Raw genomic sequence first — 23824 nt, forward strand, 5'->3', positions numbered from 1 at the left:
CCGGCTCAGGGCAGCAGCTGGTCGATCGCCTTGTAGACCCGCTGCTCCGAGACCGGCCGCGGGGTGCCCACCGCCTGGGCGAACAGCCCCACCCGCAGCTCCTCGACCATCCACCGCACGCGCGCGACCGGGTCGTCCGGCGCGCCGCTGGCCGGCACCTGCCGGCGCAGCTGCTCGTACTCGGCGGTGACCGCGGCGACGGTCTCCATCAGCAGGGCGTCCCGAGCCGCGTTGGCCGGCAGCCGCTCCAGCCGGTAGGCCATCGCGGTCAGGTAGCGCACCAGGTCCGGCAGCCGCCGTCGACCGGCCGCCGCCACGAAGCCCTTGTGCAGCAGTCCGCCCATCTGCCGGCGCAGGTCCGCGATGGCCGCCTCGGGCACCCGCCGGCCCGGTGCCGCACCGATGGCGACGGCCACCTCGCGCGCCTGGGTGAGCACCGCCTCGACCCGCCGGACGGCGTCGCTGGTCAGCGGCAGCAACTGGGCGCGAGCCGCCTCGACCAGCGCGGCCCAGGCAGCCTCGTCCCGCGGCGGACCGCCGGCCGCGGCGACCAGCTCGTCGGCGGCGGCGTCGGCGCAGTCGGCGACCAGATCCGGGATCTCCCCGTCCGGGTTGAACTGCAGCGCCAGCCGGCTGCGCGGGCCGAGCCCCTTGACCACCTGCTTCACCGGCGGACCGACGGTCAGGAGCAGCAGCCGCCGGGCCCCGCGCCAGCTCAGCCGGGTCGCCTCCGCCTCGGTGGCGACCACCCGGACCCCCACCGTCTCGCCCTCGTCGACCAGCGCCGGGTACGCGGTGACCACGTGCCCACCCCGCTGCACCTCCACCGAGCGCGGCAGGGTGTCGAACGTCCAGCTCGTCTGCCCGGTGCGCTCGTAGGTCGACGCCGCCCGGGCCAGGCTCGCCCGGGCCTGCGGGGCGACCTGCGCCCGCAGCGCGGCCAGGTCCTTGCCGGTGGCGAGCGGCCGGTGCTGGTCGTCGAGCACCCGGAAGGTCGCCCGCAGGTGCGCCGGCACCTCCGCGGGGTTCCAGGCATCGGGTGGGATGACCACCGAGGTCGCCCGGCGCAGCTCCCGCTCCAGCGCCGGCAGCAGGGGCTCCGTCGGGTCGATGAGCGGCAGCACCTGACGCGCCCGGTCGGGGATCGGCACCAGACCCCGGCGCAGCTGCTTGGGCAGCGAGCGCAGCAGCTCGGTGACCAGCTCCTCCCGCAGCCCTGGGACCGTGAACGCCAGCGACTCGCCCGCCGTGCGGTCCGCGACGGCGTCCAGCACGCCCAGCGGCACGTCGACGGTGACGCCGTCCTCGGGCGCGCCCGGGTCGAACGCGTAGGACAGCGGCAGGGTGAGCCCCTGCGTCAGCTGCACCTGGTCCGGGTAGTCCTCGACCTGCACCTGCCCGGCGACCGCGGCGTTGGTCAGCATCTCCGGGGTGAAGGTGAGCAGGTCCGGGGTCTCCCGGCGGGCCTGCTTCCACCACCGGTCGAAGTGCCGGGTGGAGACGACGTCGGCGGGGATCCGCTCGTCGTACAGCTCGAGGACCGTCTCGTCGTCGACCCGGATGTCCCGGCGGCGGGCCCGCTCCTCCAGCTCGGCGACCCGCTCGATCGCCGCCTGGTTCTCCGCCCAGAACCGGTGGTGCGTCGTCCACTCCCCCTGCACCAGGGCGTGCCGGATGAACAGCTCCCGGGAGACGACCGGGTCGATCGAGCCGTACTGCACGCGCCGGCCCACGACCAGCGGCAGCCCGTAGAGGGTGACCCGCTCGGTGGCCACGACCGAACCGCGCTTGGCGTCCCAGCGGGGCTCGCTGTAGGTCCGCTTGACCAGGTGCTCGGCGAGCCGCTCGACGACCTCCGGGTCGATCCGGGCCACGGTGCGGGCGAACAGTCGGCTGGTCTCCACCAGCTCCGCGGCGACCACCCAGCGCGGCGGCTTCTTCGCCAGCGGCGTACCCGGGGCGATCACGAACCGGGTGTTGCGGGTGCCCAGGTACTCCCGGCCCGGACGGCCGGGCTTGCCGTCGCGGTTCTTGGCAGGCTCGGCCTGCACGCCCACCTGGGAGAGCAGCCCGGCCAGCAGGGAGGCGGTCACCCCGCGCTCGTCGGGCTCGGGCGCGAGGGCACCGGTGGTCATGCCCAGCCGGCGGGCGGTGCTGCGCAGCTGGCCGTGCAGGTCCTGCCACTCGCGGATGCGGAGGTAGTGGAGGAACTCGCGCTTCACGGTGCGCCGGAACTGGTTGCCGGAGAGCTCGTCCTGCTTCTCCCCCAGGTACCGCCAGAGGTTGAGCAGCGCGAGGAAGTCGGAGTTCTCGTCGGCGAACCGGCGGTGCAGCTCGTCGGCGGCCTGCTGGTGCTCGGCCGGGCGCTCCCGCACGTCCTGCACGGTGAGCCCGGCGGCGATGACCAGCACCTCCTCCAGCACCCCGCGCCGGTCGGCCTCCACGACCATCCGGGCGATCCGCGGGTCCAGCGGCAGCGCGGCCAGCGCCCGGCCGGTCTCGGTCAGCTTCCCCTCCCCGTCGAGGGCGGCGAGCTCCTCCAGCAGCGCCAGGCCGTCGGCGACCGCCCGGCGGTCCGGCGGGTCGACGAACGGGAAGTCGGCGACGTCGCCCAGGTCCAGCGATGCCATCTGCAGCAGCACCGAGGCGAGGTTGGTGCGCAGGATCTCCGGATCGGTGTACTCCGGGCGACCGTCGTAGTCGTCCTCGCTGTACAGCCGGATCGCGATGCCCTCGCTGGTCCGCCCGCACCGGCCCGACCGCTGCCGGGCCGAGGCCTGGCTGATCGGCTCGATCGGCAACCGCTGGACCTTGGTGCGATGGCTGTACCGGGAGATCCGGGCGGTCCCGGGGTCGACGACGTACCTGATGCCCGGCACGGTCAGCGACGTCTCGGCGACGTTGGTGGCCAGCACGATCCGCCGGCCGGTGTGCGCCTGGAAGACCTTGTGCTGGTCGGCGGCCGACAGCCGGGAGTAGAGCGGGAGCACCTCGATCGGGGCGCCGGACCGCTCCGTCACGCCACCCAGCGCCTCGGCGGTGTCCCGGATCTCCCGCTCACCGGCGAGGAAGACCAGCACGTCGCCCGGCCCCTCGGCGATCAGCTCGCTGCAGGCGTCGACGATCGCGCTCACCTGGTCGCGATCGGGGTCGGCGTCCGGGTCGTCGGGGTCGACCACCGGCCGGTAGCGGACCTCGACCGGGTAGGTGCGCCCACTGACCTCGACGACCGGCACCTCCGCGCCGTCCCCCTCGCCTCCCTGACCGCCGACATGGCCGTTTCGGCGGTCAGGGGCGACCGGGAGGCCGGTGAAGTGCTTGGCGATCCGGTCGACGTCGATCGTCGCGGAGGTGATCACCAGCTTCAGGTCCGGCCGGCGGGGCAGCAGCCGGGCCAGGTAGCCCAGCAGGAAGTCGATGTTGAGGCTCCGCTCGTGCGCCTCGTCGATGATGATCGTGTCGTACTGGCGGAGCATCCGGTCGCGCTGCACCTCGGCCAGCAGCACGCCGTCGGTCATCAGCTTGACCAGCGTCCGGTCGCCGACCTCGTCGGTGAACCGCACCTTCCAGCCGACGACGTCGCCCAGCGGGCTGCCGATCTCCTCGGCGATCCGCTCGGCCACCGTCCGGGCCGCGATGCGCCGCGGCTGGGTGTGCCCGATCCGGCCACGCACCCCGCGGCCGAGCTCGAGCAGGATCTTCGGCAGCTGGGTGGTCTTGCCCGAGCCGGTCTCGCCGGCGACGACGACGACCTGGTGGTCGCGGACGGCCGCGGCGATGTCGTCGCGTCGCTGGCTGACCGGCAGCTCGTCGGGGTACGCGACGACCGGGACGGCGGCCCGCCGCGCGGCGATGCGGGCCTCCGCGGCGGCGACGTCCTCGGCGATCCGCTCGCGCTGGCGGGCGCGGGCGGCCGGGTCCTTGGTGCGCCGGGTGCCGTCGAGGCGCCGGCGGAGCCGGTGCTCGTCGGCGAGGGTCAACGCGGACAGCCGCGAGCGCAGCTCGTCGTGCGGGGTGCTCACGGTCGTTCGGGGTTCCTCTCCGGTGCGGACGGCCTCCAGCGTCCCATCCCCGCCCCGGGCGTTGCCCGCATCACACTGCATGCCCGGCACAACTTGTTGCATGCGTGGCGCAACGGTTTGTAGAGTGCAACCGTTCCCGGCGCAGTGCGGCGCCGTCCGCACCATCGACGACCGGAGACGCCGTGACCGACCTCGCGTCCGCCCCGGGCACCGCTGCGGCCGACGACTCGCCGACGTCGCTCTCCGACGAGCTGGCCCGGCTGATGCGCGTCATGCACGCGCTCAAGGCCACCGGCACGGCCGGTGCGGCGCCCGACGCCCGCGAGCGCGCCGCCCACGTGCTGCTGTTCCCCCTCACCCGGCTCGGCCCACTGCGTCAGGGCGCCCTCGCCGAGCTGGTGCACGCCGACCCGTCCACCGTGAGCCGGCACGTCACCCTGCTCGTCGACCGCGGGCTGGTGCGGCGGGTCGCCGACGAGCAGGACGGCCGGGTCAGCCGGCTGGTCGTCACCCCGGCAGGCGAGGCGGTCCTCGATCAGCTCCGCCAGGAGCGCGAGGCGCTGCTCGCCGCGGTGACCGCCGACTGGGCACCGGGTGAGCTGGCCGGCTTCACCGCCCAGCTGCGCCGGTTCGTGCAGGACCTCACCGACCACCTCCCCACCCTGGGCTCCGCCGTCGGCGGCCCCGTGGACTCCCCCGAGAAGGACCGATGACCCAGACCAGCGACCGCGCGCCCGTGGCGAACCGTCGCGGTGCCCGCGCCGCCGCAGCGGCCCCCGACGCCGCCGGGGTGTTCACCCACCGCCAGATCATGACGATCCTGGGCGGCCTGCTGCTCGGCATGTTCCTCGCCGCGCTGGACCAGACGGTGGTCTCCACGGCGATCCGCACGATCGCCGACGACCTGAACGGCTACGACCTGCAGGCATGGGCGACCACCGCCTTCCTGATCACCTCCACGATCGCCACCCCGCTGTACGGCAAGCTGAGCGACATGTACGGCCGCCGGCCGTTCTACCTGTTCGCCATCGCCGTCTTCGTCGTCGGGTCGGCGCTGTGCGGGCTCGCCGACACGATGTACCAGCTGGCCGTGTACCGGGCCGTCCAGGGGATCGGCGCCGGTGGGCTGATGTCGCTCGCCCTGGCGATCATCGCCGACATCGTGCCGCCGCGGGAGCGCTCGAAGTACCAGGGCTGGTTCATGGCCGTCTTCGGCACCTCCAGCGTGCTGGGCCCGGTCATCGGCGGGTTCCTCGCCGGCCAGTCCTCGATCCTGGGCATCACCGGCTGGCGCTGGATCTTCTACGTGAACGTGCCCCTGGGCATCCTGGCCCTGGTCGTCGTGTTCCGGGTGCTGCACCTGCCGCACACCCGCCGCGAGCACCGGATCGACTGGCCGGGCGCCCTCGCGCTGGTGCTCTTCCTCGTCCCGCTGCTGATCGTCGCCGAGCAGGGCCGCACCTGGGGCTGGGGCAGCACCGGAGCGCTGACCTGCTACGCCCTGGCCGTCGTCGGGTTCGCGCTGTTCGTCCTCGCCGAGCGGGCCTACCGGGACGACGCCCTGCTGCCGCTGCGGATGTTCGCCAACCGCACCTTCGCCGTGAGCAGCCTCAGCAGCATCGTGCTGGGCGCCGGCATGTTCGGCGGCATCCTGCTGCTGCCCCAGTACCTGCAGATCGTGCACGGCTCCAGCCCGACCGAGGCAGGACTGGAGATGATCCCGCTGGTGCTGGGCATCATGCTCGGCTCGGTCATCGCCGGCCAGACCATCGCCCGCACCGAGAAGTACAAGCCGTTCCCGCTCATCGGCGTGGTGTTCATCGTCGCCGCCCTGGTGTCGCTGTCGTTCATCGTCGGCGCGGACACCTCGGTGCTGGTGATGTTCCCGTTCATGACGCTGATGGGGCTGGGCCTGGGCTTCAACTTCCAGCCGGTCATCCTGGCGGTGCAGAACGCGGTCAGCCCGCGGGAGATCGGGGTCGCCACCTCGTCGGTGACGTTCTTCCGGCAGATGGGCGGCACGCTGGGGACGGCGGTCTTCCTCTCGGTGCTGTTCACCCGGCTGCCCACCGACATCGGCAGCGCGGTCTCCGACGCCGCGGCCGCCGACCCCGAGCTGGCACCGCAGCTGCAGGCGGCCGCCGGCAACGCCAGCGACCTGTCGGACACCTCGTTCATCCAGGAGCTGCCCAGCGCCGTGGCGCTGCCGTTCAAGACCGGCTTCTCCGACTCGATCGACCTGGTCTTCCTGATCGCGGCGGGCGTGGTGGCCCTGGGCTTCTTCGTGCTGGTCTTCCTGCCCCAGCTGCCGCTGCGCACCCAGTCCGGCATCCAGGCGCAGCAGGCCGGTGCCGGCGAGGCCACCGACCCCGCCGCGCACGACCCGGCGCTGGCGAGCGCCCACGCCGCCGGGGCCGCGGCGCCGACGTCGGTGGAGCCGCCGGTGGAGGACGCCGACCGCACCGACCGACGGCTGGCCGAGGGCGACTCGACGGAGGGTGGCCGGCCCGAGGCCGCCGAGGCGGACGAGGACCGTCCCGAGGGTGGCCGGCACGAGGCCGCGCCGGACCAGCCGACCGGGCTGGCCGGCCTGCCCGCCGACCACCTCCCCGACGGGGTGGGTCGACCGCGGGACTGACGTCCCACCGACGGCGCCCAGCCGGTGTTGATCATGGGCATGTGGTGGGGGGGGGGGGGGGGGGGGGGGGGGGGGGGGGGGGGGGGGGGGGGGGGGGGGGGGGGGGGGGGGGGGGGGGGGCGGGGGGGGGGGGGGGGGGGGCCGCGCCCCGCCCGCCCCCGCGGCCGGCCGGCCCCGGGGCCCCCCCCCCGCCCCCCCCCCCCCCCCCGCCCCCCCCGCCCCCCCCCCCCCCCCCCCCCCCCCCCCCCCCCCACTCCGGCCGCGCACTCCGATCGCGCACTCCGGCCGCGCACTCCGGCCGGCGTGCCCTCCGGGGAGCCGGATCGGGCGTAGCGTCGCAGTCCTGGAGCCGACCGGTTCCCGATGAGGGAGTGGTCATGGTCGACAAGAACGCCTCGAAGAAGTCCTCCAGCAGCATCAAGGAGAAGCGGGCCGCCAAGAAGGCGGCAGCGGACTCCACCTCGGGCATGGAGAAGCTCACCCACGGCAAGCACTGATCGCCGCGGGTCGGGGCGCGCCGCGCCCCGGCCCCGCAGGTCAGCCGGGCTGGGCCGCGAGGTGCTCCCGCAGGACGGCGACCACCAGTTCGTGGTCGGCGACCTGCGGCAACCCGGAGACCACGACGACGCCGACCGGGCCGACGTCACGCACCAGCACCGGGAACGCCCCGCCGTGGGCCCGGTAGCGGTCGGGGTCCAGGCCGAACTGCTCCTCGAACGTCGTCCCCTCCTCGCGGGCCCGCTGCCCGACGTAGAGGGAGCTGTGCCCGAACCGGTCGACGACGGCGGCCTTGCGGCGGATCCAGGTGTCGTTGTCCGGCGCCGTCCCCGGCAGGGAGGCGTGGAAGAGCTGGTGGCCGTTCCGGCTGATGTCGACGGCCACCGGCAGACCCTCGGCGCGGGCCCGGGTGACCAGGGCCGAACCCAGCGCCCAGGCGTCGTCGTTGTCGAACCGGGTGAACTGGAGCTCCTGCTCCTCGGCGAGCAGCTGGGTGCAGGAGGGGAAGTCGTCGGCCATGCGCCGTTCCTACCCGATGCCCCCGGCGCCGGCCGGACCGGTCGTCAGCCGGCCAGGGTCGTCGCCAGCAGCAGCACGCCCGAGGCGGCGCACAGGCCCAGCGCCAGCCGGCGGACCACGGCGAGGTCCACCCGCCGCCGGACCGGTCGGGCGAGCAGCTGACCCAGCAGCACGCACGGCAGCAGGGCGACGCCGCTCAGGGCGGCCGGTCCGGTGAGCTCGCCGCCGACGGACAGCAGTGCGAGCGACACGACCGAGGTGACCACGAAGAACAGCGCGAGGTTCGCCCGCTGGCTCGCCGCGCTGGGTGGCCGGTAGGTCACCACCATCGGCGGCCCGGGCGCCGCGGCCACGGTCGAGAACACGCCGGCCGTCAGCCCCGCCCACCGCAGTGCCGCCGGCCCCGACGGCAGCTGCAGGCCGACCGCCGTGACGAGACAGGCGACCAGGACGAGAGCGCCGACCGTCAGCGCGAGGACGTCGTCGTCCAGCGCACGGAGCAGCAGCACCCCGCCGAGCGCGCCGGGGACGCTGGCCAGCGCCGCCCCGCCCAGCACCCGCGGCTCCCACGCCGCGCGTTCGGACCAGGCGACGGCCACGGTGACGAACAGCCCGATCAGCAGGATCGGCCCGGGCACCAGGTCGGGCCGGACCAGCAGCACCAGCGGCCCCGCCACGACGCCGAAGCCGACGCCCGCGGTGGCCTGGGCCATGGTGGCCACGACGACCACCAGACCGCAGAGCAGCCAGGCGGTCACCCCCGCACCACCCGGCTCAGACCTCGGTCACGTCGAAGGTCCGGGTGGGGGAGACGTACTCGTCCTGGGCGGCCACCAGCAGGATCTCCCGGGACCCCGCCTCCGCGGTGCGGCGCAGCAGCCCGAACACCGATGCGGCCGCGCGGCCCAGCGACTCGGCGGCCGAGCGGGTCTCCAGCCAGTGGGCGAGGAAGAGCGCGGCGATCGCATCGCCGGCGCCGTTGACCGAGACCCCGAGGCGGGGGGTGCGCACCCGGAAGTGCCGTCCGCCCTCCGAGGCCAGCAGGTCGACGGCGTCGTCGGGGGTGTCCTCGGCGATCAGCGAGGTGGTGAGCACGACGCGGGGGCCCAACGCCTGCACCGCGGCGACGGCGTCCTTCACCGACGTCAGCGAGGTGGTGCGGGTGCCGGCCAGCAGGTCGAGCTCGAAGTGGTTCGGGGTGACCAGGTCAGCGGCCGGGACGGCGACCTCGCGCATGAACTCCGGGATGCCCGGCCGCACGAAGACGCCGCGCCCCACATCGCCGATCACCGGGTCGCAGCACCAGACGGCGTCGGGGTTCGCGGCGCGGACCTCGGCGACTGCCCCGACGACCGCGTGGCCGATGTCGGCCGAGCCCATGTACCCCGACAGCACCGCGTCGCAGTTGCCGAGCACACCGCGGTCGGCGATCCCCTGCACGACCTCTTCGACGGCCTGGCCGTCGAAGACCCGGCCGGTCCAGGACCCGTAGCCGGTGTGGTTGGAGAACTGGACGGTGTGCACCGGCCAGACCTCGATGCCCAGCCGCTGCAGCGGGAAGACCGCAGAGGCGTTGCCGGCGTGGCCGTAGGCCACGTGCGACTGGATGGACAGCACGTTCACCATGCTCGGGTCACCATGCGGGAACGGTCGCACACCGGCCGGGAGGCGTCTCCCGGCCGGTGCGCGGACGGCGGTCAGCCGCGGGGCTGCACCTCTGCCATCGGGCCCCAGCCGGAGAGGTCGGCGGAGTCGACGTACATGATCGACGGGGTCGCGGCGACCCAGTCGGGCATCTCGCCGATCGCCTTCTGGAAGTGCGCGGACGAGGTGTGCGCGGCGCCGGCGTCGGCGTCGGCAAAGCCCTCCACCAGCAGGTAGCTGTTCGGCTCCTCGACGCTGCGCGACCACTCGAACATGACGTTGCCGGGCTCGGCGCGCACCGCGGTGGTGAACTCGGCGACCAGCTCGGGCCAGCGGTCGGCGAACTCGGGGCGGACGGGGAACTTCACGACGATCAGGATCACCGGCCCAGGCTAGCCAGCGAGCCCCCGCCACGCTTTCCGTGCGGAAAGCGAGGTGGTTCGGTGCGCTTTCCGCGCGGAAAGTGGACCGGCCCCGTTCAGCCCGGTCCGGTCCCGCCGTTGTCCCGGGCGGCGGCGAGGCGCTCCAGGACCGCGGCCAGCACCGTCTGCTCCTCGGCGGTGAGCAGGTCGACGAAGTGCGCGCGGACGGTGCGCACGTGCCCCGGCGCGGCCCGGGTGAGCGCCGCCCGCCCCTCGGCGGTCAGGTGCACCATCGTCCCCCGCGCGTCGTCGGGGCACTGGCCGCGGGTGAGCAGGCCGCGGTTCTCCATCCGGCGCAGCTGGTGGGCCAGCCGGCTGGACTCCCAGCCGATCTCGCGGGCGAGCTCCCGGGCCCGCACCGCGTCCTGGGGCGCCTCCGACAGCGAGGCCAGCACCGCGTACTCCGCGGTGGAGAGCCCCTCGGCGGTGAGCTGCCGGTCGACGGCGACGTCCACCGCGCGGCCCAGCGCCAGGAAGGCGCGCCACACCCGCTCCTCCCGCTCGTCCAGCCAGGCGACGTCGTCCATGTCGACGAGGGTAACCGGCAAGTCGCTGACACGTCAGCAAATCGGCGTACGGTGGTGCGCAGACCACCCGCACGAGAGAGAGGGAGCCCCGTGGCCTTCGAGTTGGGCATCATCACCTTCGGCGAGGTGACCCCGGACCTGTCCACCGGCACGACGCCGTCGCCGCAGACCCGCGTCCGCGAGACGATCGAGCAGGCGGTCCTCGCCGACCAGGTCGGGCTGGACGTCTTCGGCGTGGGGGAGCACCACCGCTCGGACTTCGTCGCCTCCTCGCCGGTGCCGCTGCTGTCCGCCGCCGCCGCGCGCACCGAGCGGATCCGGCTGACCAGCGCGGTGACCGTGCTCAGCTCCGACGACCCGGTCCGGGTGTTCCAGGACTTCGCCACCCTCGACCTGATCTCCGGCGGGCGGGCCGAGCTCATCGCCGGGCGCGGCTCCTACACCGAGTCCTTCCCGCTGTTCGGCTACTCGCTGGAGGACTACGCGGAGCTCTTCGCCGAGAAGCTCGACCTGCTGCTGGCCATCCGGGGCACCAACCCGGTCACCTGGTCCGGCCGGCACCGGGCCCCGCTGGTGGCCGCCGACGTCGCCCCGCGCCCGCTGCAGGAGGAGCTGCCGATCTGGGTGGGCGTCGGGGGCACGCCGTCCTCGGCGGTGCGCGCCGGCATGCTCGGGCTGCCGATGGCGCTGGCCATCCTGCTCGGCCCGGTGAACTCCCACGTGCCGACCGTCGGGTACTACCGGCAGGCGGCGGCCCAGGCCGGGCACGACCCGGCGGCCCTGCCGATCAGCATCAACACCCACGGCTACGTCGGCCGGACCAGCCAGGCGGCGCGGGACACGATGTTCCCGTACTTCTCCGTGGGCATGCGGGAGAACAACCACCAGCGCGGCCGCGGCTTCGACCTGCCGCGGCGCGCGTTCGACGCGCAGGCCACCCCCGGCGGCGGCCTCGTCGTGGGCAGCCCGCAGGAGGTCATCGACAAGATCGCCACCTTCGCCGAGCTGTACGGCGTCACCCGCGCCAACGTCCAGCTGGGCTTCGGTGGCGTGCCGCAGCGCGAGCACCTGGCCGCGATCGAGCTGTTCGGCACCGAGGTCGCCCCGGTGCTCCGCCGGGAGGTCCGGGTGCCAGCGGGGGCCGGGGCGTGAGCCGGGCGCTGCAGGTCGTCGTCGTCAACGGCAGTCCGCGCACCGAGGGGTCGAAGACGATGGGCCTGGCCGGGGTGGTCACCGACACCCTCGCCGACCTCATGCCGATCGAGGCGCACCGGGTCGACGTGTACGGGCTGGGTACCGGCTTCACCGGCGCGGTCACGCGCGACGACGTCCCCGCCGACGTCGAGGCGGCGCTGCGGCTGGTGGAGACCGCCGACCTGCTGATCCCCGCGGTGCCGGTCTACCGCGCCAGCTACCCGGGCATGTTCAAGCACTTGTTCGACCTGGTCGACCAGTACGCCCTGGCCAACAAGCCCGTGCTGCTGGTGGCCACCGGCGGCAGCGACCGGCACGCCCTGGTGCTGGAGCACCAGCTGCGGCCGCTGTTCGCCTTCTTCCAGGCGCTCACCGTGCCGGTGGCGTTCTACGCCGGCGCGGGGTCCTTCGACGGCGCGCTGGTGCTCGACCCGGAGGTGTACAGCCGGGTGGAGGTCGGCCTGGCCGACGTCGCCGACCTGCTGCGCGCCCGGGCGGGGACCGCGTGAGCGCCGCGCCGTACCGGGTGGCGGTGATCGGCGCCGGGCCGGCCGGGTTCTTCGCCGCCGACGCGCTGAGCCGGCACCGGGAAGTGGCCGTGGAGGTCGACCTGTTCGAGCGGCTGCCGGCGCCCTTCGGGCTGGTCCGCTACGGCGTCGCCCCCGACCACCCCCGGATCACCCGGATGATCACCAGGTCGCTGCACCGGATGGTCGCCCGCGGGGGCATCCGGTTCCTCGGCAACGTGGAGTTCGGCACCGACCTGAGCCTGGCGGACCTGCAGTCCGCCTACGACGCGGTCGTGCTCACCACCGGCGCGAACCGCGACGCCGAGCTGCGCGTCCCGGGAGCCGAGCTCCCCGGCTCGCACGGGGCCGCGGAGTTCGTCTCCTGGTACGCCGGTCACCCCGAGGCCTCACGCGACTGGCCGCTGGAGACCCCGGTCGTCGCCGTCGTCGGCGCCGGCAACGTCGCGCTGGACGTCGCCCGGATGCTCGTCCGCGACGACGCGGGGCTCGCCGACACCGACGTACCCGACACCGTCCGCGCCCAGCTGGCCGCCAGCGCCGTCACCGACGTGCACCTGCTGGCCCGCCGCGGTCCGGCGCAGGCCCGCTTCACGCCGCTGGAGCTGCGGGAACTCGGTGAGGTGCCCGGCGTCGACGTCGTCGTCGACCCCGCCGACCTGCAGTTCGACGACGCGTCGCGCGCGGCCGTGGCCGCATCCCACCAGCTGGCCCAGGTGGTGGAGACGCTCACCGGCTTCGCCACCCAGGACCCCGCGGCCCGGACCGCGCCGCGGCGGCTGCACCTGCACTTCCTCACCCGCCCGGCGCGGCTGCTGGGCACCGACCGGGTGACCGGCGTGGAGCTGGCCCGCACGGCGCTGGCCGGCGGCGGCACCGTCGTCGACACCGGGGAGACCTCCGTGCTCGACGTGCAGGCGGTCTACCGCGCGGTCGGCTACCGCAGCTCCCCGCTGCCCGGTGTGCCGTTCGACGCCGTCGCCGGGCTCGTGCCCAACGCAGAGGGGCGGGTGCTGGGGCCGGACGGCTCGGGGCTGCCGGGGCTCTACGCCAGCGGCTGGGTGAAGCGCGGGCCGGTCGGCCTGATCGGGCACACGAAGTCCGACGCCGCGGAGACGGTCGGGCACCTGGTCGCCGACCTGCCCGGGCTGCCCCGCGCGGCCCAGCGGGACCCGGAGGCCGTCCCCGCGCTGCTGCGCCGGCGCGGCGTGCACCTGGTCGAGTGGGCCGGCTGGGAGCTGGTGGACGCCTTCGAGCGCTCGCTCGGCGAGCAGGCCGGGCGGGAGCGGGTCAAGGTGGTCGACCGGGCGGAGCTGCTCCGCGCGGCGCGGGGACCGGTCGCGGAGTGACCGGCCCCGGTGCCGGTGCCGGGCTGCTGAGCATCAGCGAGGTGTCCCGGCGCAGCGGGCTCAGCCTGCCGACGCTGCGCTTCTACGAGTCCCGCGGGCTGGTCGCCTCCGTGCGCGGGCCGGGCAACAAGCGGTTCTTCGCCCGGCACGTGCTCCGGCGACTCGCGGTGGTCGCCGCGGCCCAGCGGGTCGGGCTGTCGCTGGCGGAGATCCAGCAGCTGCTCGCGGAGGTGCCCGCCGACCGGGCGCCGACCGCCGAGGAGTGGTCCCGGCTCACCGGCGCCTGGCTGGCGCGGGTGGACGAGGCGGTCGCCGGTCTGCAGCGGCTGCGGGTCGACCTCGGCTCGTGCATCGGCTGCGGCTGCCTGTCGCTGGCCACCTGTTCACTGGTCAACCCCGGGGACGCGGCCGGGGCGCTGGGCGCCGGGGCCCGGTGGCAGGCGCCCCGGCGGGCCGCTCGCCCCGACCGACCGGCGCCCGGCTCAGCCCAGGGCGGCGAACGCGCTGCCGTGCCAGACCAGCGGCGCCCGCCCCGGCACGACGTCGAGGTCGAGCACCCGTAGCAGCACGATCAGGTGGTCCCCGGCCGGCAGCTCGGACTCCACCGCGCAGTCGAACCACGCCGTCGCGGGCTCGATGCGCAGCGCGCCGTCGGCGGTGGCGGTCCAGTCCACCGCGTCGAACCGCTCCGGACGGCGCGAGGCGAGGGCGCGCGCCAGCTCGCCCTGCCCCTCGGCGAGCACGCTGATCCCCAGCCGGGGCAGCGCGCGCAGCGCCGGCCAGGTGCGGATGCCGTGCTGGACGCACAGCGACACCAGCGGCGGGTCCAGCGAGACGCCGGTGAAGGTGGAGGCCACCATCGCCAGCGGCGCAGTGCCGTCGAGGGGTCCGTCGGGGGGGCCGTCGAGGGGGCCGTCGCGAGGGCCGTCCAGGGCGCGGCCGATCAGGCCGCCGACGGCGACCACGCCGGTCGGCACCGCCCCGAACGCCCCCCGGAGGGCGCCGGCCGGGACCGCCGCCGTCCGAGGGGCAGGGAGGTCCTTCCTCACGCCGCCTTGGTCTCCCAGAAGATCCTGTCGATCTCGGCGATGTAGTCGAGCAGCTTCTGACCCTCGGCGGGGTCCATGCTGCCCTTGCCGCCGGCGGCGCCGGCCTGCTTGGTGGCCTTGTTGAACAGCTCGTGCAGCTGCGGGTACTTCTCGAAGTGCGGGGGCTTGAAGTAGTCGGTCCACAGCACCCACAGGTGGTGCTTGACCAGGTCCGCCCGCTGCTCCTTGATCAGGATGCAGCGGGTCCGGAAGACCTCGTCGTCGCTGGCCTGGTACTTCTCCTGGATCGCCTTCACCGACTCGGCCTCGATCCGGGCCTGGGCCGGGTCGTAGACGCCGCAGGGCAGGTCGCAGTGGGCCGAGACGGTCGTGCGCGAGAACAGCGCGCGGAGTCGGGGCATCGGGGGAGCTCCTCTCGGACGGCGCCGACCGGTGCGGCCGGCGTCCGCCTGAGCCAACCCCCTCAAGTGCACATGAGCGCAACCCCGCCGCCCGGCCGGTGCGGCGCGGGCGGCGGGGCGGGGCTCAGTGCCGGGTGTGCACGTCGTCGGAGGGCTCGCCGAAGACGCCGCCGCGCGCGCCGTGCGTGGAGTGCGACTTGTACTCGGTGTAGGTGTAGGGGTTGTCCAGCACCTCGTCGCCGGGGAGATCCGGGTTCATGCCCGAGGCCCACACCTCCTCGCCGAGGGTCGAGCGCAGGTGCTCCACGGTCGACTCGACGGTGGCGCGCACCGCCGGCAGGTCGGCGCCGACCAGGCGGTGCGCGGACTTCACCACCCGGCCGTCGACGAGCACGGTGTGCACATCGCCCCGCTGCGCCTGGAAGGCCACGTGGCCGTAGGGGTTCAGCAGCGGGAAGGACACCGGGGACGCGTCGTTCTTGATCAGCACGACATCGGCCTTCTTGCCCACCTCGAGGCTGCCGAGGTCGTCGCGGCCCAGCGCCTTCGCGCCACCGCGGGTGGCCCAGTCGACGACCTGCTCGGCGCGCAGGTGCACGTGGGTGACGGTCTCGCCCTTGGCGTGTGCCTCCAGGTGCTCGCGCGAGCGGTCCGCGCCCAGCGTCGTCCGCATCGCGGAGAACAGGTCGCCGCTCCACCAGACGCTGGTGTCCATCGACAGCGACACCGGGATGTCGTGCCGGCGCACCTGCCAGGTGGGCGGGTAGCCCTGCCCGGCGCTCTGCTCGGACTCGGTGGAGACCGAGATCGAGCCGCCGGTCGCGGCGATCCGGTGGTACGAGTCGGTGGTCAGCGTCGCGGCGTGCACGTACACCGTCTCCGGGGTCATGAAGTCGTTCTCGTGCATGAGCCGGATGCCGTCGTCGTTGGTCGCGCCCCACACGCCGGCGTGCGTGGTCACCGGCAGGCCGAGCTCCCGGGCCACCTCGAAGGCCGCCTTCTCCGGGAACGCCGGGTCACCGGTGACGTCGAACGCCAGCTGCAGGCCGAGCCGGCCCTCGTCGCGGCGCCGGGTGAGGAAGCCCTGCACGGCCGGGTCGGCGGTCCACTCCCAGGGGCCGGCCTGGATGTTGCCGTAGGCCAGCACGAACCGGCCGGGGACGGCGAGCAGCGCATCGGCGGCGGCCTCGGCGTGGTCGACCGTCTGCAGGCCGTGCGACCAGTCGACGGTGGTGGTGACGCCGGCCTCCAGCGCGTCCCACGCCGACACCAGGTTGCCCGCGTGCACGTCCTCGGGGCGGAACGCCTTGCCGTGCTCGAGGTAGTACCAGACGAAGTACTGGGTGAGGGTCCAGTCGGCGCCGTAGCCCCGCATCGCGGTCTGCCACATGTGCCGGTGGGTGTCGATCATGCCGGGCATCACGATGCCGCCGGTGGCGTCGATCTCCAGGGTCCCGGCGGGCACCTCGAGGGCGGGGCCGACGGCGGCGATGCGGTCGTCGACCACCAGCACGTCGGCCTCGTGCAGCACGGTGTGCGCGTCGTCCATGGTCAGCACGGTGCCGCCACGCAGCACGACGGGCCGGCCGGCCGGCTGGTCCGCGACTCCGGTGTCGGGATCGGACACGGTTCCTCCAGGGGATCGAGGCTTGCGGACGGGCGTCCGTCCATCGGTCACCACATTCGGGCTCACCTTCATCGTGGCGCCCGCCACATGTCAAGGGGAGCACGTCGGACGAGCACGAGGCAGGCGTGGCGCCATCGCCGGGGTTGACACCGGAGGCGCGCCGTCGAAGACTCCGGGCGTCCGCCGGACGGCCGTCCGTATGGCGGCCCTCACCGTCGAGGAGTGCCTGTCCCGATGCCCGAGCACCCCGGTCCGCCCCGCGCCGCCCCGCGTCCGGGCCCGCTCAGCGGCCTGCTGGTCGCCGACTTCTCCCGGATCCTGGCCGGCCCCTACGCGACCATGCTGCTGGCCGACCTCGGGGCGGAGGTGGTCAAGGTGGAAGGTCCCAACGGCGACGACACCCGCACCTGGCAGCCGCCGGTGCGCGAGGGGGTCTCCACCTACTACCTGGGCGTCAACCGCAACAAGCGGTCGATCGCCCTGGACCTCAAGGACCCCGACGACGTCGCCGTGGCGCGCGAGCTGGCCCGGCGCGCCGACATCGTCGTGGAGAACTTCAAGACCGGCGGACTGGCCCGCTTCGGCCTGGACTACGCGACGGTCAGCGCGACCAACCCAGCGGTCGTCTACGCCTCGATCACCGGGTTCGGCAGCCAGCCCGGCGGCGCCGAGCTGCCCGGCTACGACCTCATCGTGCAGGCGATCTCCGGGCTGATGAGCCTCACCGGCGACCCCGACGGCGACCCGTACCGGGCCGGCATCTCGGTGTTCGACGTGATGGCCGGGCTGCACGCCACCATCGGGGTCCTGTCCGCCCTCAACGCCCGGCACGAGACCGGCCGTGGGCAGCACGTCGAGGTGAACCTGCTGTCCTCGGCGCTGTCCGGGCTGGTCAACCACGCCAGCGCCGTGGTGGCCGGCGGGGTGGTGCCGTTCCGGATGGGCAACAGCCACCCGAGCCTGTTCCCCTACGAGCCGCTGCCGTGCTCGGACGGCGACCTGATCATCACCGCCGGCAACAACGGGCAGTTCCGCAAGCTGGTCGAGGTGCTCGGTGTCCCCGAGCTCGCCGACGACCCGCGGTTCAGCCGCAACGAGGACCGCACCGCCAACCGGGACGAGCTCCGCCCGCTGCTGGTCGAGCGGCTGCGCACCCGCACGAAGGACGAGTGGTTCGCCGACATCATCGCCGCGGGCGTCCCGTGTGGTCCCATCAACACCGTGGACCAGGGAGTCGCGTTCGCCGAGCGGATCGGGCTGGACCCGGTCGTGTCGGTCGGCGACGGCAGCTCGGCCGTCCCCTCGGTGCGCAACCCGATCACCTTCTCCGCGACCCCCGCCGACTACCGGCTGCCCCCGCCCGGGCTGGACGAGCACGGCGCGGAGCTCCGGCGCTGGCTGACCGGGCCGCAGGAGGACGCGCGATGAGCGACCGCCCCGAGTACCCCACCGCGCTGGGGGCCTCGAGCCTGGAGTCGATCACCCTGCTCGGCACCGACCTGGCCCGCGACGTCATGGGCTCGGTGGGCTTCGGCGAGCTGGCGTTCTGGCTGGCCACCCAGCGCCGTCCCACCCCGGGGGAGACCCGCGTCTTCGAGGCGGTGCTGGCGGCGCTCGCCGACCACGGCTTCACCCCGACGGCGATCGTCACCCGCCTGACCTGGCTGTCCGCGCCCGACTCGGTGCAGGGCGCGCTGGCCGCCGGACTGCTCGGCGGCGGCTCGCGCTTCCTCGGGGTCACCGAGGACTGCGGCCGGTTCCTGCACGAGGTGCTCACCGGCGTGGACGGCGGCCTGCCCACCGACGACGCCGGCTGGGACGCCCTGGCCCTGGAGACCGTCACCGCGCAGCGCGCCGCCCGGCGGTTCGTGCCGGGGCTGGGCCACCACGTGCACAAGCAGGGCGACCCGCGCACCCCCCGGCTGTTCGAGATCGCCGCGGAGGAGGGCCTCTACGGCCCGCACCTGTCGCTGTTCGCCGCCATCGGCCGGGTGCACCCCCGGGTGCTCGGCAAGACCCTGCCGCTCAACGGCGCCGGCGTCTGCGGTGCCGCGCTCGCCGACCTCGGCCTGCCGCTGGAGCTGCTGCGCGGTTTCGCGCTGCTGGCCCGCACCGCCGGGCTCATCGGCCAGCTGGCCGAGGAGCTGCGCCACCCGGTGGCCAACGACGTCTTCCTCTCGGTCGACCTGAACAACCGGTCCGTCGACCCCGACCCGTACGTCCCCGACGCTCTTCCGTCCTCTCCTCCTCCCACTGAGACCAACGGAGGTACTCATGGCTGAGCTGGCCGCGGTCATCGCGTCCACCCACCACCCGTTCTACTACCGGGCCAAGACGTCGACCGGTGCCGACCGGCCGCCGTTCGCCGACGAGTGGGTGGCCAAGCAGGAGGCGTTCGCCGAGACGCTCAACCGCGCCGAGCCCGACGTGCTGGTGATGGTCGGCAGCGACCACTTCCACCAGCTGTGGCTGGACAACATGCCGCAGTTCCTCGTCGGCAAGGCGCCCTTCTTCGACGCCAACTGGTACAACGAGGAACGCGAGTTCGGCCTGCCGAAGATGACCCTGCGGGGTCAGGAGGACCTGGCCGCGCACATCCTGCGCACCGGGCTGGACGACGGGTTCGACCTGGCCTTCAGCAACGAGCTGCGCATCGACCACAGCGTCACCTGCCCGATCATCGCGCTGCGGCCGGAGGCCGACCTGCCGATCGTGCCGGTGTACACGAACATCTTCGCCCCGCCGCTGCCGCAGCCGAAGCGGTTCGTCCAGCTCGGCAAGGCGCTGCGCACCTGGGTGGAGTCGTGGGAGTCCGACGAGCGCGTGGCGATCATCGGCACCGGCCACCTCAGCCTCGAGCTCGGCGGGCCGCGCCAGTTCGGTGAGCACGGGCCCGACCCGGAGTTCGACCGCAAGGCCGTCGAGTGGATCGCCAGCGGCGACATCGAGGGCTGCCTGGCCGAGGTCTCGCTGGAGTCGCTGCACCACCCGGGCAACGCGACCCACGGCTTCATGGACTTCATGCTGATGATGGGCGTCGCCGGGGAGGGCCAGAAGGCCGACCACGTCGACACCCTGGACCTGTTCCACACCATGGAGGCGTACTTCACCTGGTACCCCAACGGCCTGCCGACCGGGACGGCCGCTGCCGGGGCGGCTGCTGACGGGGCGGGGGTGCCGGCGTGAGCAAGTACCTGCTGGACAAGTTCCTCTACACCGTCGACCGCGACCCCGAGCTGGTCGAGCGGTACCGCGAGGACCCGGCCGGAACCGTCGAGTGGTGGGAGCGCGAGCGGGCGAACCAGCTGCTCAACTGCATCGTCGACGAGAAGACGACCTGGCTGGCGTTCACCGAGGAGGAGCGGCGGGCGCTGCGCGAGCACGACCACGTGGCACTGTTCCAGCTGGGGGCGCACCCGTTCCTCACGCTGACCCTGTTCATCGCCATGTTCGAGCGCGACCACGGGCCGCTGGAGTACCAGAAGGCCTACGGCAGGGCGATGCAGCACATCTCCATGCCGTACCCGGACATCGCGACCTGACGTGCGGGCCACCTGACGTGCGCGCGGTCCTGGTGCAGGAGCCGGGCCGGCCGCCGGCGGTGGGGGAGCACCCCGCCCCGGGAGTCGGCCCGGGGTCGACGACGGTGCGGGTGACCGCGGCGCCGGTGGTCCCGCTGGACCTGCTGTGTGCCTCCGGCAGCTCCTACTTCGGGCGCCCGGCGGTGCCCTACGTCCCGGGCGTGCAGGGCGTAGGTGTGGTCGAGGAGTCGGGCGCGCTGGCGGCCGGCACCCGGGTCTGGTTCGCCACCTCGGCGGGCATGGCGCCCGGCGACGGCAGCCTCGCCGAGCGGTGCGCCGTCCCGGATGCCGACGTGGTGCCGCTGCCCGACGGGGTGCCCGACCCGGCGGTGGCGGCCCTCGGCCTGTCCGCCGTCGCCGCGTGGATGTCGCTGACCTGGCGCGCCCGGCTGCAGCCGGGGGAGACGGTGCTGGTGCTCGGCGCCGGCGGGGCGGTCGGCCAGGTCGCCGTCGGCGCCGCCCGGGCACTGGGCGCCGGCCGGGTGGTGGGGCTGTGCCGGTCCGACGTCGCCGCGGGACGGGCCTCCCGCGCCGGCGCCGACGAGGTGGTGCGCACCGGCGGGGACGTCGCCGCGCTCACCGAACGGCTCGGTGCCGCGTGCGGAGGCGCGGTGGACGTCGTCGTCGACCCGGTCTTCGGCGAGGCGGCCACCGCCGCCAGCCGGGTGCTCGCCCACGGCGGCCGGCTGGTGAACCTGGGCGGCTCTGGCTCCGACGCCGCCGAGTTCTCCTCCGCGGTTCTGCGCAGCCGCGCCGCGGACGTGCTCGGCTACACGAACAACGCGCTGACCGCGGAGCAGCGGGCCGCGGCGCTGACCGCGGTGCTCGGGCACGCGGCGGCCGGCGCGCTGGGCGTCGAGCACGAGGTGCTGCCGCTGGACCGCGCGCCCGAGGCATGGGCGGCCACCGCCGCCGGCGGCGGGCGGCGGCAGGTGCTCCTCCCCGCCTGACTCCCGGGGGTCAGGCGGTGCCGCGGGCTTCGCCGGTGCGGGGCACCGTCACGTGCGGGCGCGACTGCCACAGCGCCCATTCGGCGCTGACCTCACCGGCGGTGCGCAGCAGCCGGGGCAGGTGCTCGCCGAGCAGCCGGTCGGTGCTGGTCTCCGCGGCGTGCACGGTCACGTTCATCGCGGCGCGGACCGCTCCCGAGCCGTCGCGGACCGGGACGGCGACCGAGCGGACGCCGGGCGCCAGCTCCTCGTCGGCCAGCGCCCAGCCCCGCGCCCGCACCTCGGTGAGCTCGCTGTGCATCTGCTCGGCCGAGGAGCCGATGTAGGGCGGCAGCCCGGCCCGGCTGGGCTGGGCGAGCACGGCGTCCAGCTCGGCGGGGGAGAGGGCGGCCAGCAGCACCTTGCCCTGCGACGTCTGCGCCGCCGGGAAGCGGGTGCCGATCTCCACGCGCAGCGCGATCAGCTTCGGCACGGCGACCCGGGCGACGTAGACGATGTCCGAGCCGTCGAGCTGGGCCATCGACGACGACTCCCCGGTCTGGGCGACCAGGGTCTCCAGGTGTGGCCGGGCGATGTCCCACAGGCCCAGTGCACCGACGTAGGCCGTACCGAGGGTGAGCACCTTCGGGGTCAGCTGGAACCCGTTCCCGGCGGTGCGGACGAACCCCAGCTCCTCGAGGGTGAGCAGCAACCGCCGGGCGGTGGGCCGGGCCAGCCCGGCCGCGGTGGCCACCTCGCTCAGCGTCATCGTCGGCCGATCGGCGCCGAAGCACGCCAGCACGTCGAGCCCGCGCGCGAGGGCCTCCACGAAGTCCGGCCCGCTGCCGCGCCCTGCCATCGGTGGCCCCCTTCCGTCGTCCGGCCGCGCTCAGGATGGCACGGGGTGGGCGGGCGGTCACCCCTGCGGACGCGCCAACGGACAGTCGTCCGTTCAACTACCGCGTCGTCCGTGCCGGTACGGCGAGGGGGCATGTGACCCTTGACACAGTGGATGGGTGTCGGTAGGCCTGGGGTGGCCGTACCGCGGACCGCCGTACGCGCCACCCTCGCAGCCCCCGGGAGATGCAGATGAGCGCTGGCGGAGCCGACGTCGAGACCGACGTGCTGGTGGTCGGATCAGGTCCGGCGGGTGCGTCGGCCGCGCTCTTCCTGGCCAGCTACGGCACCCGCACCCTGCTGGTCACCAAGTACAGCCGGCTGGCGGACACCCCTCGCGCGCACATCACCAACCAGCGCACGATGGAGGCGATGCGCGACATGGGCGTCGAGGAGACGCTGCTGGCGCTGGCCACCCCGTGGGAGCAGATGGGCAACACCACCTTCTGCACCAGCCTGGTCGGTGAGGAGCTGGGCCGGATCCCCTCCTGGGGCACCGACACCGTGCGCCACGCCGACTACGAGCTGGCCAGCCCCTGCACCATGCTCGACGCGCCGCAGACGATCACCGAGCCGGTGCTGGCCAAGGCCGCCCAGGAGCGGGGCGCCCGGCTGCGGTTCGACACCGAGTACCTGCGCCACGTGCAGGACGACGACGGCGTGACGACGACGGTGCGCGACCGGCTGACCGGTGCCGAGCACACGATCCGGTCGCGGTACCTGGTCGGCGCCGACGGTGCGCGCAGCGCCGTCGCCGCCGACCTCGACCTGCCCTTCGAAGGCCCCGGTGCGGTGGCCGGCGCGCTGAGCATCGTCTTCCGGGCCGACCTCACCCACCTGGTCGCGCACCGCCCCTCGGTCCTGTACTGGATGCTGCAGCCCGGCGCGGAGAAGGAGGGCGTCGGCCTCGGCGTGCTCCGGATGATCAAGCCGTGGACCGAGTGGATGCTGATGTGGGGCTACGAGGTCGCCGCCGGGCCGCCCACGCTCACCGACGACGTCGTCCGGGAGCTCGCCGTGGCCCTGGTGGGCTCCGACGACTTCGAGATGGAGGTGACCTCCCGCTCGCCGTGGACGGTGAACCACCACTTCGCCACCACGTTGTCCCGCGGGCGGGTGTTCTGCGCCGGTGACGCCGTGCACCGCCACCCGCCGACGAACGGCCTGGGGTCCAACACCTCCATCCAGGACTCCTACAACCTGGCCTGGAAGCTCGCGCACGTGGTGGCCGGCACGGCCTCGCCCCGGCTGCTGGACAGCTACGACGCCGAGCGGGCGCCGATCGCCCGGCAGATCGTCGAGCGGGCCAACCAGAGCATCGCCGACACCGGGCGCATCCTCGCCGCCCTCGACCTGACCGACACGACCGACGTCGACCGGCTGGCGCAGCAGCTCGCGCTGCGCAAGGCGCCGGGACCGGCGGGGGAGAAGGTGCGGGCGGCGCTGCGGGAGGCGATCGCCTACAAGGCGTACGAGTTCGACGCGCACGGTGTCGAGCACAACCAGCGCTACGCCTCCGGCGCCGTCGTGCCCGACGGGACGCCGATGCCGGCCTACCAGCGGGACCCGGTGCTCTACGCCCAGCCCACCACCTGGCCCGGGGCGAAGCTGCCGCACACCTGGGTCACCCGGGCGGGGCGCCGGGTGTCGACGCTCGACCTGGTCGGCTCCGGCCGGTTCAGCGTGGTCACCGGCATCGGCGGGCGGTCGTGGCTGGACGCGGCAGCCGCCCTGGGGGAGGAGCTGGGGCTCTCGATCACCCTGGTGTCGATCGGGCCGGGGGAGCCGTTCGAGGACCCCTACGGCACCTGGGCGGAACGACGGGAGATCGGCGACGCGGGGGTGCTCCTGGTGCGGCCGGACTGCTACGTCGCCGCCCGCCACCTCGATGCGCCGGAGTCGGCCGGGCAGGCCGCCGACTGGCTGCGGACGGCGCTGACCACCGTGCTCGGGAGCGCGTGACCGACCCCGGGCGCCTGCGGCCGGGGCCCCGCGACGTC

The 23824-nt window shown here is 74.3% G+C and carries 22 protein-coding genes; 12 read left to right on the forward strand and 10 right to left on the reverse strand.

Annotation, left to right across the window (positions count from 1 at the left end; translation table 11 throughout):
• Positions 1-5: 5 nt before the first annotated feature.
• Positions 6-4022, reverse strand: a complete 4017-nt coding sequence (gene hrpA / locus ACI79A_RS00730; RefSeq protein WP_457078871.1) for an ATP-dependent RNA helicase HrpA — start codon at positions 4020-4022, stop codon at positions 6-8.
• A gap of 182 nt (positions 4023-4204) precedes the next feature.
• Between hrpA and ACI79A_RS00735 the strand changes: the two genes are divergently transcribed.
• Both ACI79A_RS00735 and ACI79A_RS00740 read left to right on the forward strand, forming a co-directional pair.
• Positions 4205-4735: a MarR family winged helix-turn-helix transcriptional regulator gene (locus ACI79A_RS00735; RefSeq protein ID WP_457078873.1), complete on the forward strand. Its 531-nt coding sequence runs from the start codon at positions 4205-4207 to the stop codon at positions 4733-4735.
• Entirely contained in the window at positions 4732-6660 is a 1929-nt protein-coding gene (locus ACI79A_RS00740; RefSeq protein WP_457078875.1) for an MDR family MFS transporter, read from the forward strand. The genes ACI79A_RS00735 and ACI79A_RS00740 overlap by 4 nt, the downstream gene beginning before the upstream one ends.
• A gap of 537 nt (positions 6661-7197) precedes the next feature.
• On the opposite strand, the gene ACI79A_RS00745 is transcribed toward ACI79A_RS00740, so the two are convergent.
• From ACI79A_RS00745 to ACI79A_RS00765, 5 genes are all read right to left on the reverse strand, one after another.
• Positions 7198-7677 (reverse strand): heme-degrading domain-containing protein, encoded by a 480-nt coding sequence (locus ACI79A_RS00745; RefSeq protein ID WP_457078878.1) that lies wholly within the window; start codon positions 7675-7677, stop codon positions 7198-7200.
• Positions 7678-7721: 44 nt separating this feature from the next.
• Positions 7722-8435, reverse strand: coding sequence for a TSUP family transporter (locus tag ACI79A_RS00750; protein ID WP_457078880.1), 714 nt, complete (start codon positions 8433-8435; stop codon positions 7722-7724).
• A gap of 16 nt (positions 8436-8451) precedes the next feature.
• Positions 8452-9303: a pyridoxal kinase PdxY gene (pdxY, locus tag ACI79A_RS00755; RefSeq protein WP_457078881.1), complete on the reverse strand. Its 852-nt coding sequence runs from the start codon at positions 9301-9303 to the stop codon at positions 8452-8454.
• A gap of 71 nt (positions 9304-9374) precedes the next feature.
• Positions 9375-9704, reverse strand: coding sequence for a putative quinol monooxygenase (locus ACI79A_RS00760; RefSeq protein ID WP_457078884.1), 330 nt, complete (start codon positions 9702-9704; stop codon positions 9375-9377).
• Positions 9705-9799: 95 nt separating this feature from the next.
• Positions 9800-10270, reverse strand: a complete 471-nt coding sequence (locus tag ACI79A_RS00765) for a MarR family winged helix-turn-helix transcriptional regulator (protein WP_457078886.1) — start codon at positions 10268-10270, stop codon at positions 9800-9802.
• Positions 10271-10360: 90 nt separating this feature from the next.
• On the opposite strand from ACI79A_RS00765, the gene ACI79A_RS00770 reads away from it, so the two are divergent.
• The 4 genes from ACI79A_RS00770 to soxR are packed head-to-tail and all read left to right on the forward strand — an operon-like array spanning position 10361 to position 13903.
• Positions 10361-11422, forward strand: a complete 1062-nt coding sequence (locus ACI79A_RS00770) for an LLM class flavin-dependent oxidoreductase (RefSeq protein WP_457078888.1) — start codon at positions 10361-10363, stop codon at positions 11420-11422.
• Entirely contained in the window at positions 11419-11973 is a 555-nt protein-coding gene (locus tag ACI79A_RS00775) for an NAD(P)H-dependent oxidoreductase (protein WP_457078890.1), read from the forward strand. Before ACI79A_RS00770 ends, ACI79A_RS00775 begins: the two co-directional genes overlap by 4 nt.
• On the forward strand, positions 11970-13340 hold the full coding sequence (locus ACI79A_RS00780) for an FAD-dependent oxidoreductase (RefSeq protein ID WP_457078892.1): 1371 nt from the start codon (positions 11970-11972) through the stop codon (positions 13338-13340). Before ACI79A_RS00775 ends, ACI79A_RS00780 begins: the two co-directional genes overlap by 4 nt.
• A complete protein-coding gene (gene soxR, locus ACI79A_RS00785) occupies positions 13337-13903 on the forward strand; it encodes a redox-sensitive transcriptional activator SoxR (RefSeq protein WP_457078894.1) in 567 nt (188 codons plus the stop codon). Before ACI79A_RS00780 ends, soxR begins: the two co-directional genes overlap by 4 nt.
• On the opposite strand, the gene ACI79A_RS00790 is transcribed toward soxR, so the two are convergent.
• The 3 genes from ACI79A_RS00790 to ACI79A_RS00800 form a co-directional block, all read right to left on the reverse strand.
• Positions 13823-14389, reverse strand: coding sequence for a flavin reductase family protein (locus tag ACI79A_RS00790; RefSeq protein ID WP_457078896.1), 567 nt, complete (start codon positions 14387-14389; stop codon positions 13823-13825). The two genes, soxR and ACI79A_RS00790, sit on opposite strands and share 81 nt — an antisense overlap.
• The gene (sodN, locus tag ACI79A_RS00795; protein WP_457078898.1) at positions 14386-14790 is read right to left on the reverse strand and encodes a superoxide dismutase, Ni; all 405 of its coding nucleotides are present in this window, start codon (positions 14788-14790) and stop codon (positions 14386-14388) included. Before sodN ends, ACI79A_RS00790 begins: the two co-directional genes overlap by 4 nt.
• Before the next feature lie 124 nt (positions 14791-14914).
• Positions 14915-16417: an amidohydrolase family protein gene (locus ACI79A_RS00800; RefSeq protein WP_457078900.1), complete on the reverse strand. Its 1503-nt coding sequence runs from the start codon at positions 16415-16417 to the stop codon at positions 14915-14917.
• 234 nt (positions 16418-16651) lie between these two features.
• Between ACI79A_RS00800 and ACI79A_RS00805 the strand changes: the two genes are divergently transcribed.
• The 5 genes from ACI79A_RS00805 to ACI79A_RS00825 are packed head-to-tail and all read left to right on the forward strand — an operon-like array spanning position 16652 to position 20948.
• Positions 16652-17845, forward strand: a complete 1194-nt coding sequence (locus ACI79A_RS00805; protein ID WP_457078902.1) for a CaiB/BaiF CoA transferase family protein — start codon at positions 16652-16654, stop codon at positions 17843-17845.
• Positions 17842-18699 (forward strand): citryl-CoA lyase, encoded by an 858-nt coding sequence (locus ACI79A_RS00810; RefSeq protein WP_457078904.1) that lies wholly within the window; start codon positions 17842-17844, stop codon positions 18697-18699. Before ACI79A_RS00805 ends, ACI79A_RS00810 begins: the two co-directional genes overlap by 4 nt.
• Complete coding sequence (locus tag ACI79A_RS00815; RefSeq protein WP_457078907.1) at positions 18692-19603, forward strand: DODA-type extradiol aromatic ring-opening family dioxygenase; 912 nt, start codon at positions 18692-18694, stop codon at positions 19601-19603. The genes ACI79A_RS00810 and ACI79A_RS00815 overlap by 8 nt, the downstream gene beginning before the upstream one ends.
• The gene (locus tag ACI79A_RS00820; RefSeq protein ID WP_457078909.1) at positions 19600-19959 is read left to right on the forward strand and encodes a hypothetical protein; all 360 of its coding nucleotides are present in this window, start codon (positions 19600-19602) and stop codon (positions 19957-19959) included. Before ACI79A_RS00815 ends, ACI79A_RS00820 begins: the two co-directional genes overlap by 4 nt.
• A 17-nt stretch (positions 19960-19976) precedes the next feature.
• On the forward strand, positions 19977-20948 hold the full coding sequence (locus ACI79A_RS00825; protein ID WP_457078911.1) for a quinone oxidoreductase family protein: 972 nt from the start codon (positions 19977-19979) through the stop codon (positions 20946-20948).
• 10 nt (positions 20949-20958) lie between these two features.
• Here ACI79A_RS00825 and ACI79A_RS00830 read toward each other — a convergent pair whose 3' ends face one another.
• A complete protein-coding gene (locus ACI79A_RS00830; RefSeq protein WP_457078913.1) occupies positions 20959-21786 on the reverse strand; it encodes an IclR family transcriptional regulator domain-containing protein in 828 nt (275 codons plus the stop codon).
• 230 nt (positions 21787-22016) lie between these two features.
• Between ACI79A_RS00830 and ACI79A_RS00835 the strand changes: the two genes are divergently transcribed.
• A complete protein-coding gene (locus ACI79A_RS00835) occupies positions 22017-23786 on the forward strand; it encodes an FAD-dependent oxidoreductase (RefSeq protein WP_457078915.1) in 1770 nt (589 codons plus the stop codon).
• Positions 23787-23824: the final 38 nt, after the last annotated feature.

This window comes from Modestobacter sp. SYSU DS0657, from assembly GCF_054050925.1.

Excerpts from the sequence above, each read along its gene's own strand:
- ACI79A_RS00810 (WP_457078904.1), top strand. The coding sequence starts at position 17,842 with ATGAGCGACCGCCCCGAGTACCCCACCGCGCTGGGGGCCTCGAGCCTG.
- ACI79A_RS00765 (WP_457078886.1), bottom strand. The coding sequence starts at position 10,270 with ATGGACGACGTCGCCTGGCTGGACGAGCGGGAGGAGCGGGTGTGGCGC.
- ACI79A_RS00740 (WP_457078875.1), top strand. The coding sequence starts at position 4,732 with ATGACCCAGACCAGCGACCGCGCGCCCGTGGCGAACCGTCGCGGTGCC.
- ACI79A_RS00745 (WP_457078878.1), bottom strand. The coding sequence starts at position 7,677 with ATGGCCGACGACTTCCCCTCCTGCACCCAGCTGCTCGCCGAGGAGCAG.
- sodN (WP_457078898.1), bottom strand. The coding sequence starts at position 14,790 with ATGCCCCGACTCCGCGCGCTGTTCTCGCGCACGACCGTCTCGGCCCAC.
- pdxY (WP_457078881.1), bottom strand. The coding sequence starts at position 9,303 with ATGGTGAACGTGCTGTCCATCCAGTCGCACGTGGCCTACGGCCACGCC.
- ACI79A_RS00815 (WP_457078907.1), top strand. The coding sequence starts at position 18,692 with ATGGCTGAGCTGGCCGCGGTCATCGCGTCCACCCACCACCCGTTCTAC.
- ACI79A_RS00830 (WP_457078913.1), bottom strand. The coding sequence starts at position 21,786 with ATGGCAGGGCGCGGCAGCGGGCCGGACTTCGTGGAGGCCCTCGCGCGC.
- ACI79A_RS00835 (WP_457078915.1), top strand. The coding sequence starts at position 22,017 with ATGAGCGCTGGCGGAGCCGACGTCGAGACCGACGTGCTGGTGGTCGGA.
- ACI79A_RS00805 (WP_457078902.1), top strand. The coding sequence starts at position 16,652 with ATGCCCGAGCACCCCGGTCCGCCCCGCGCCGCCCCGCGTCCGGGCCCG.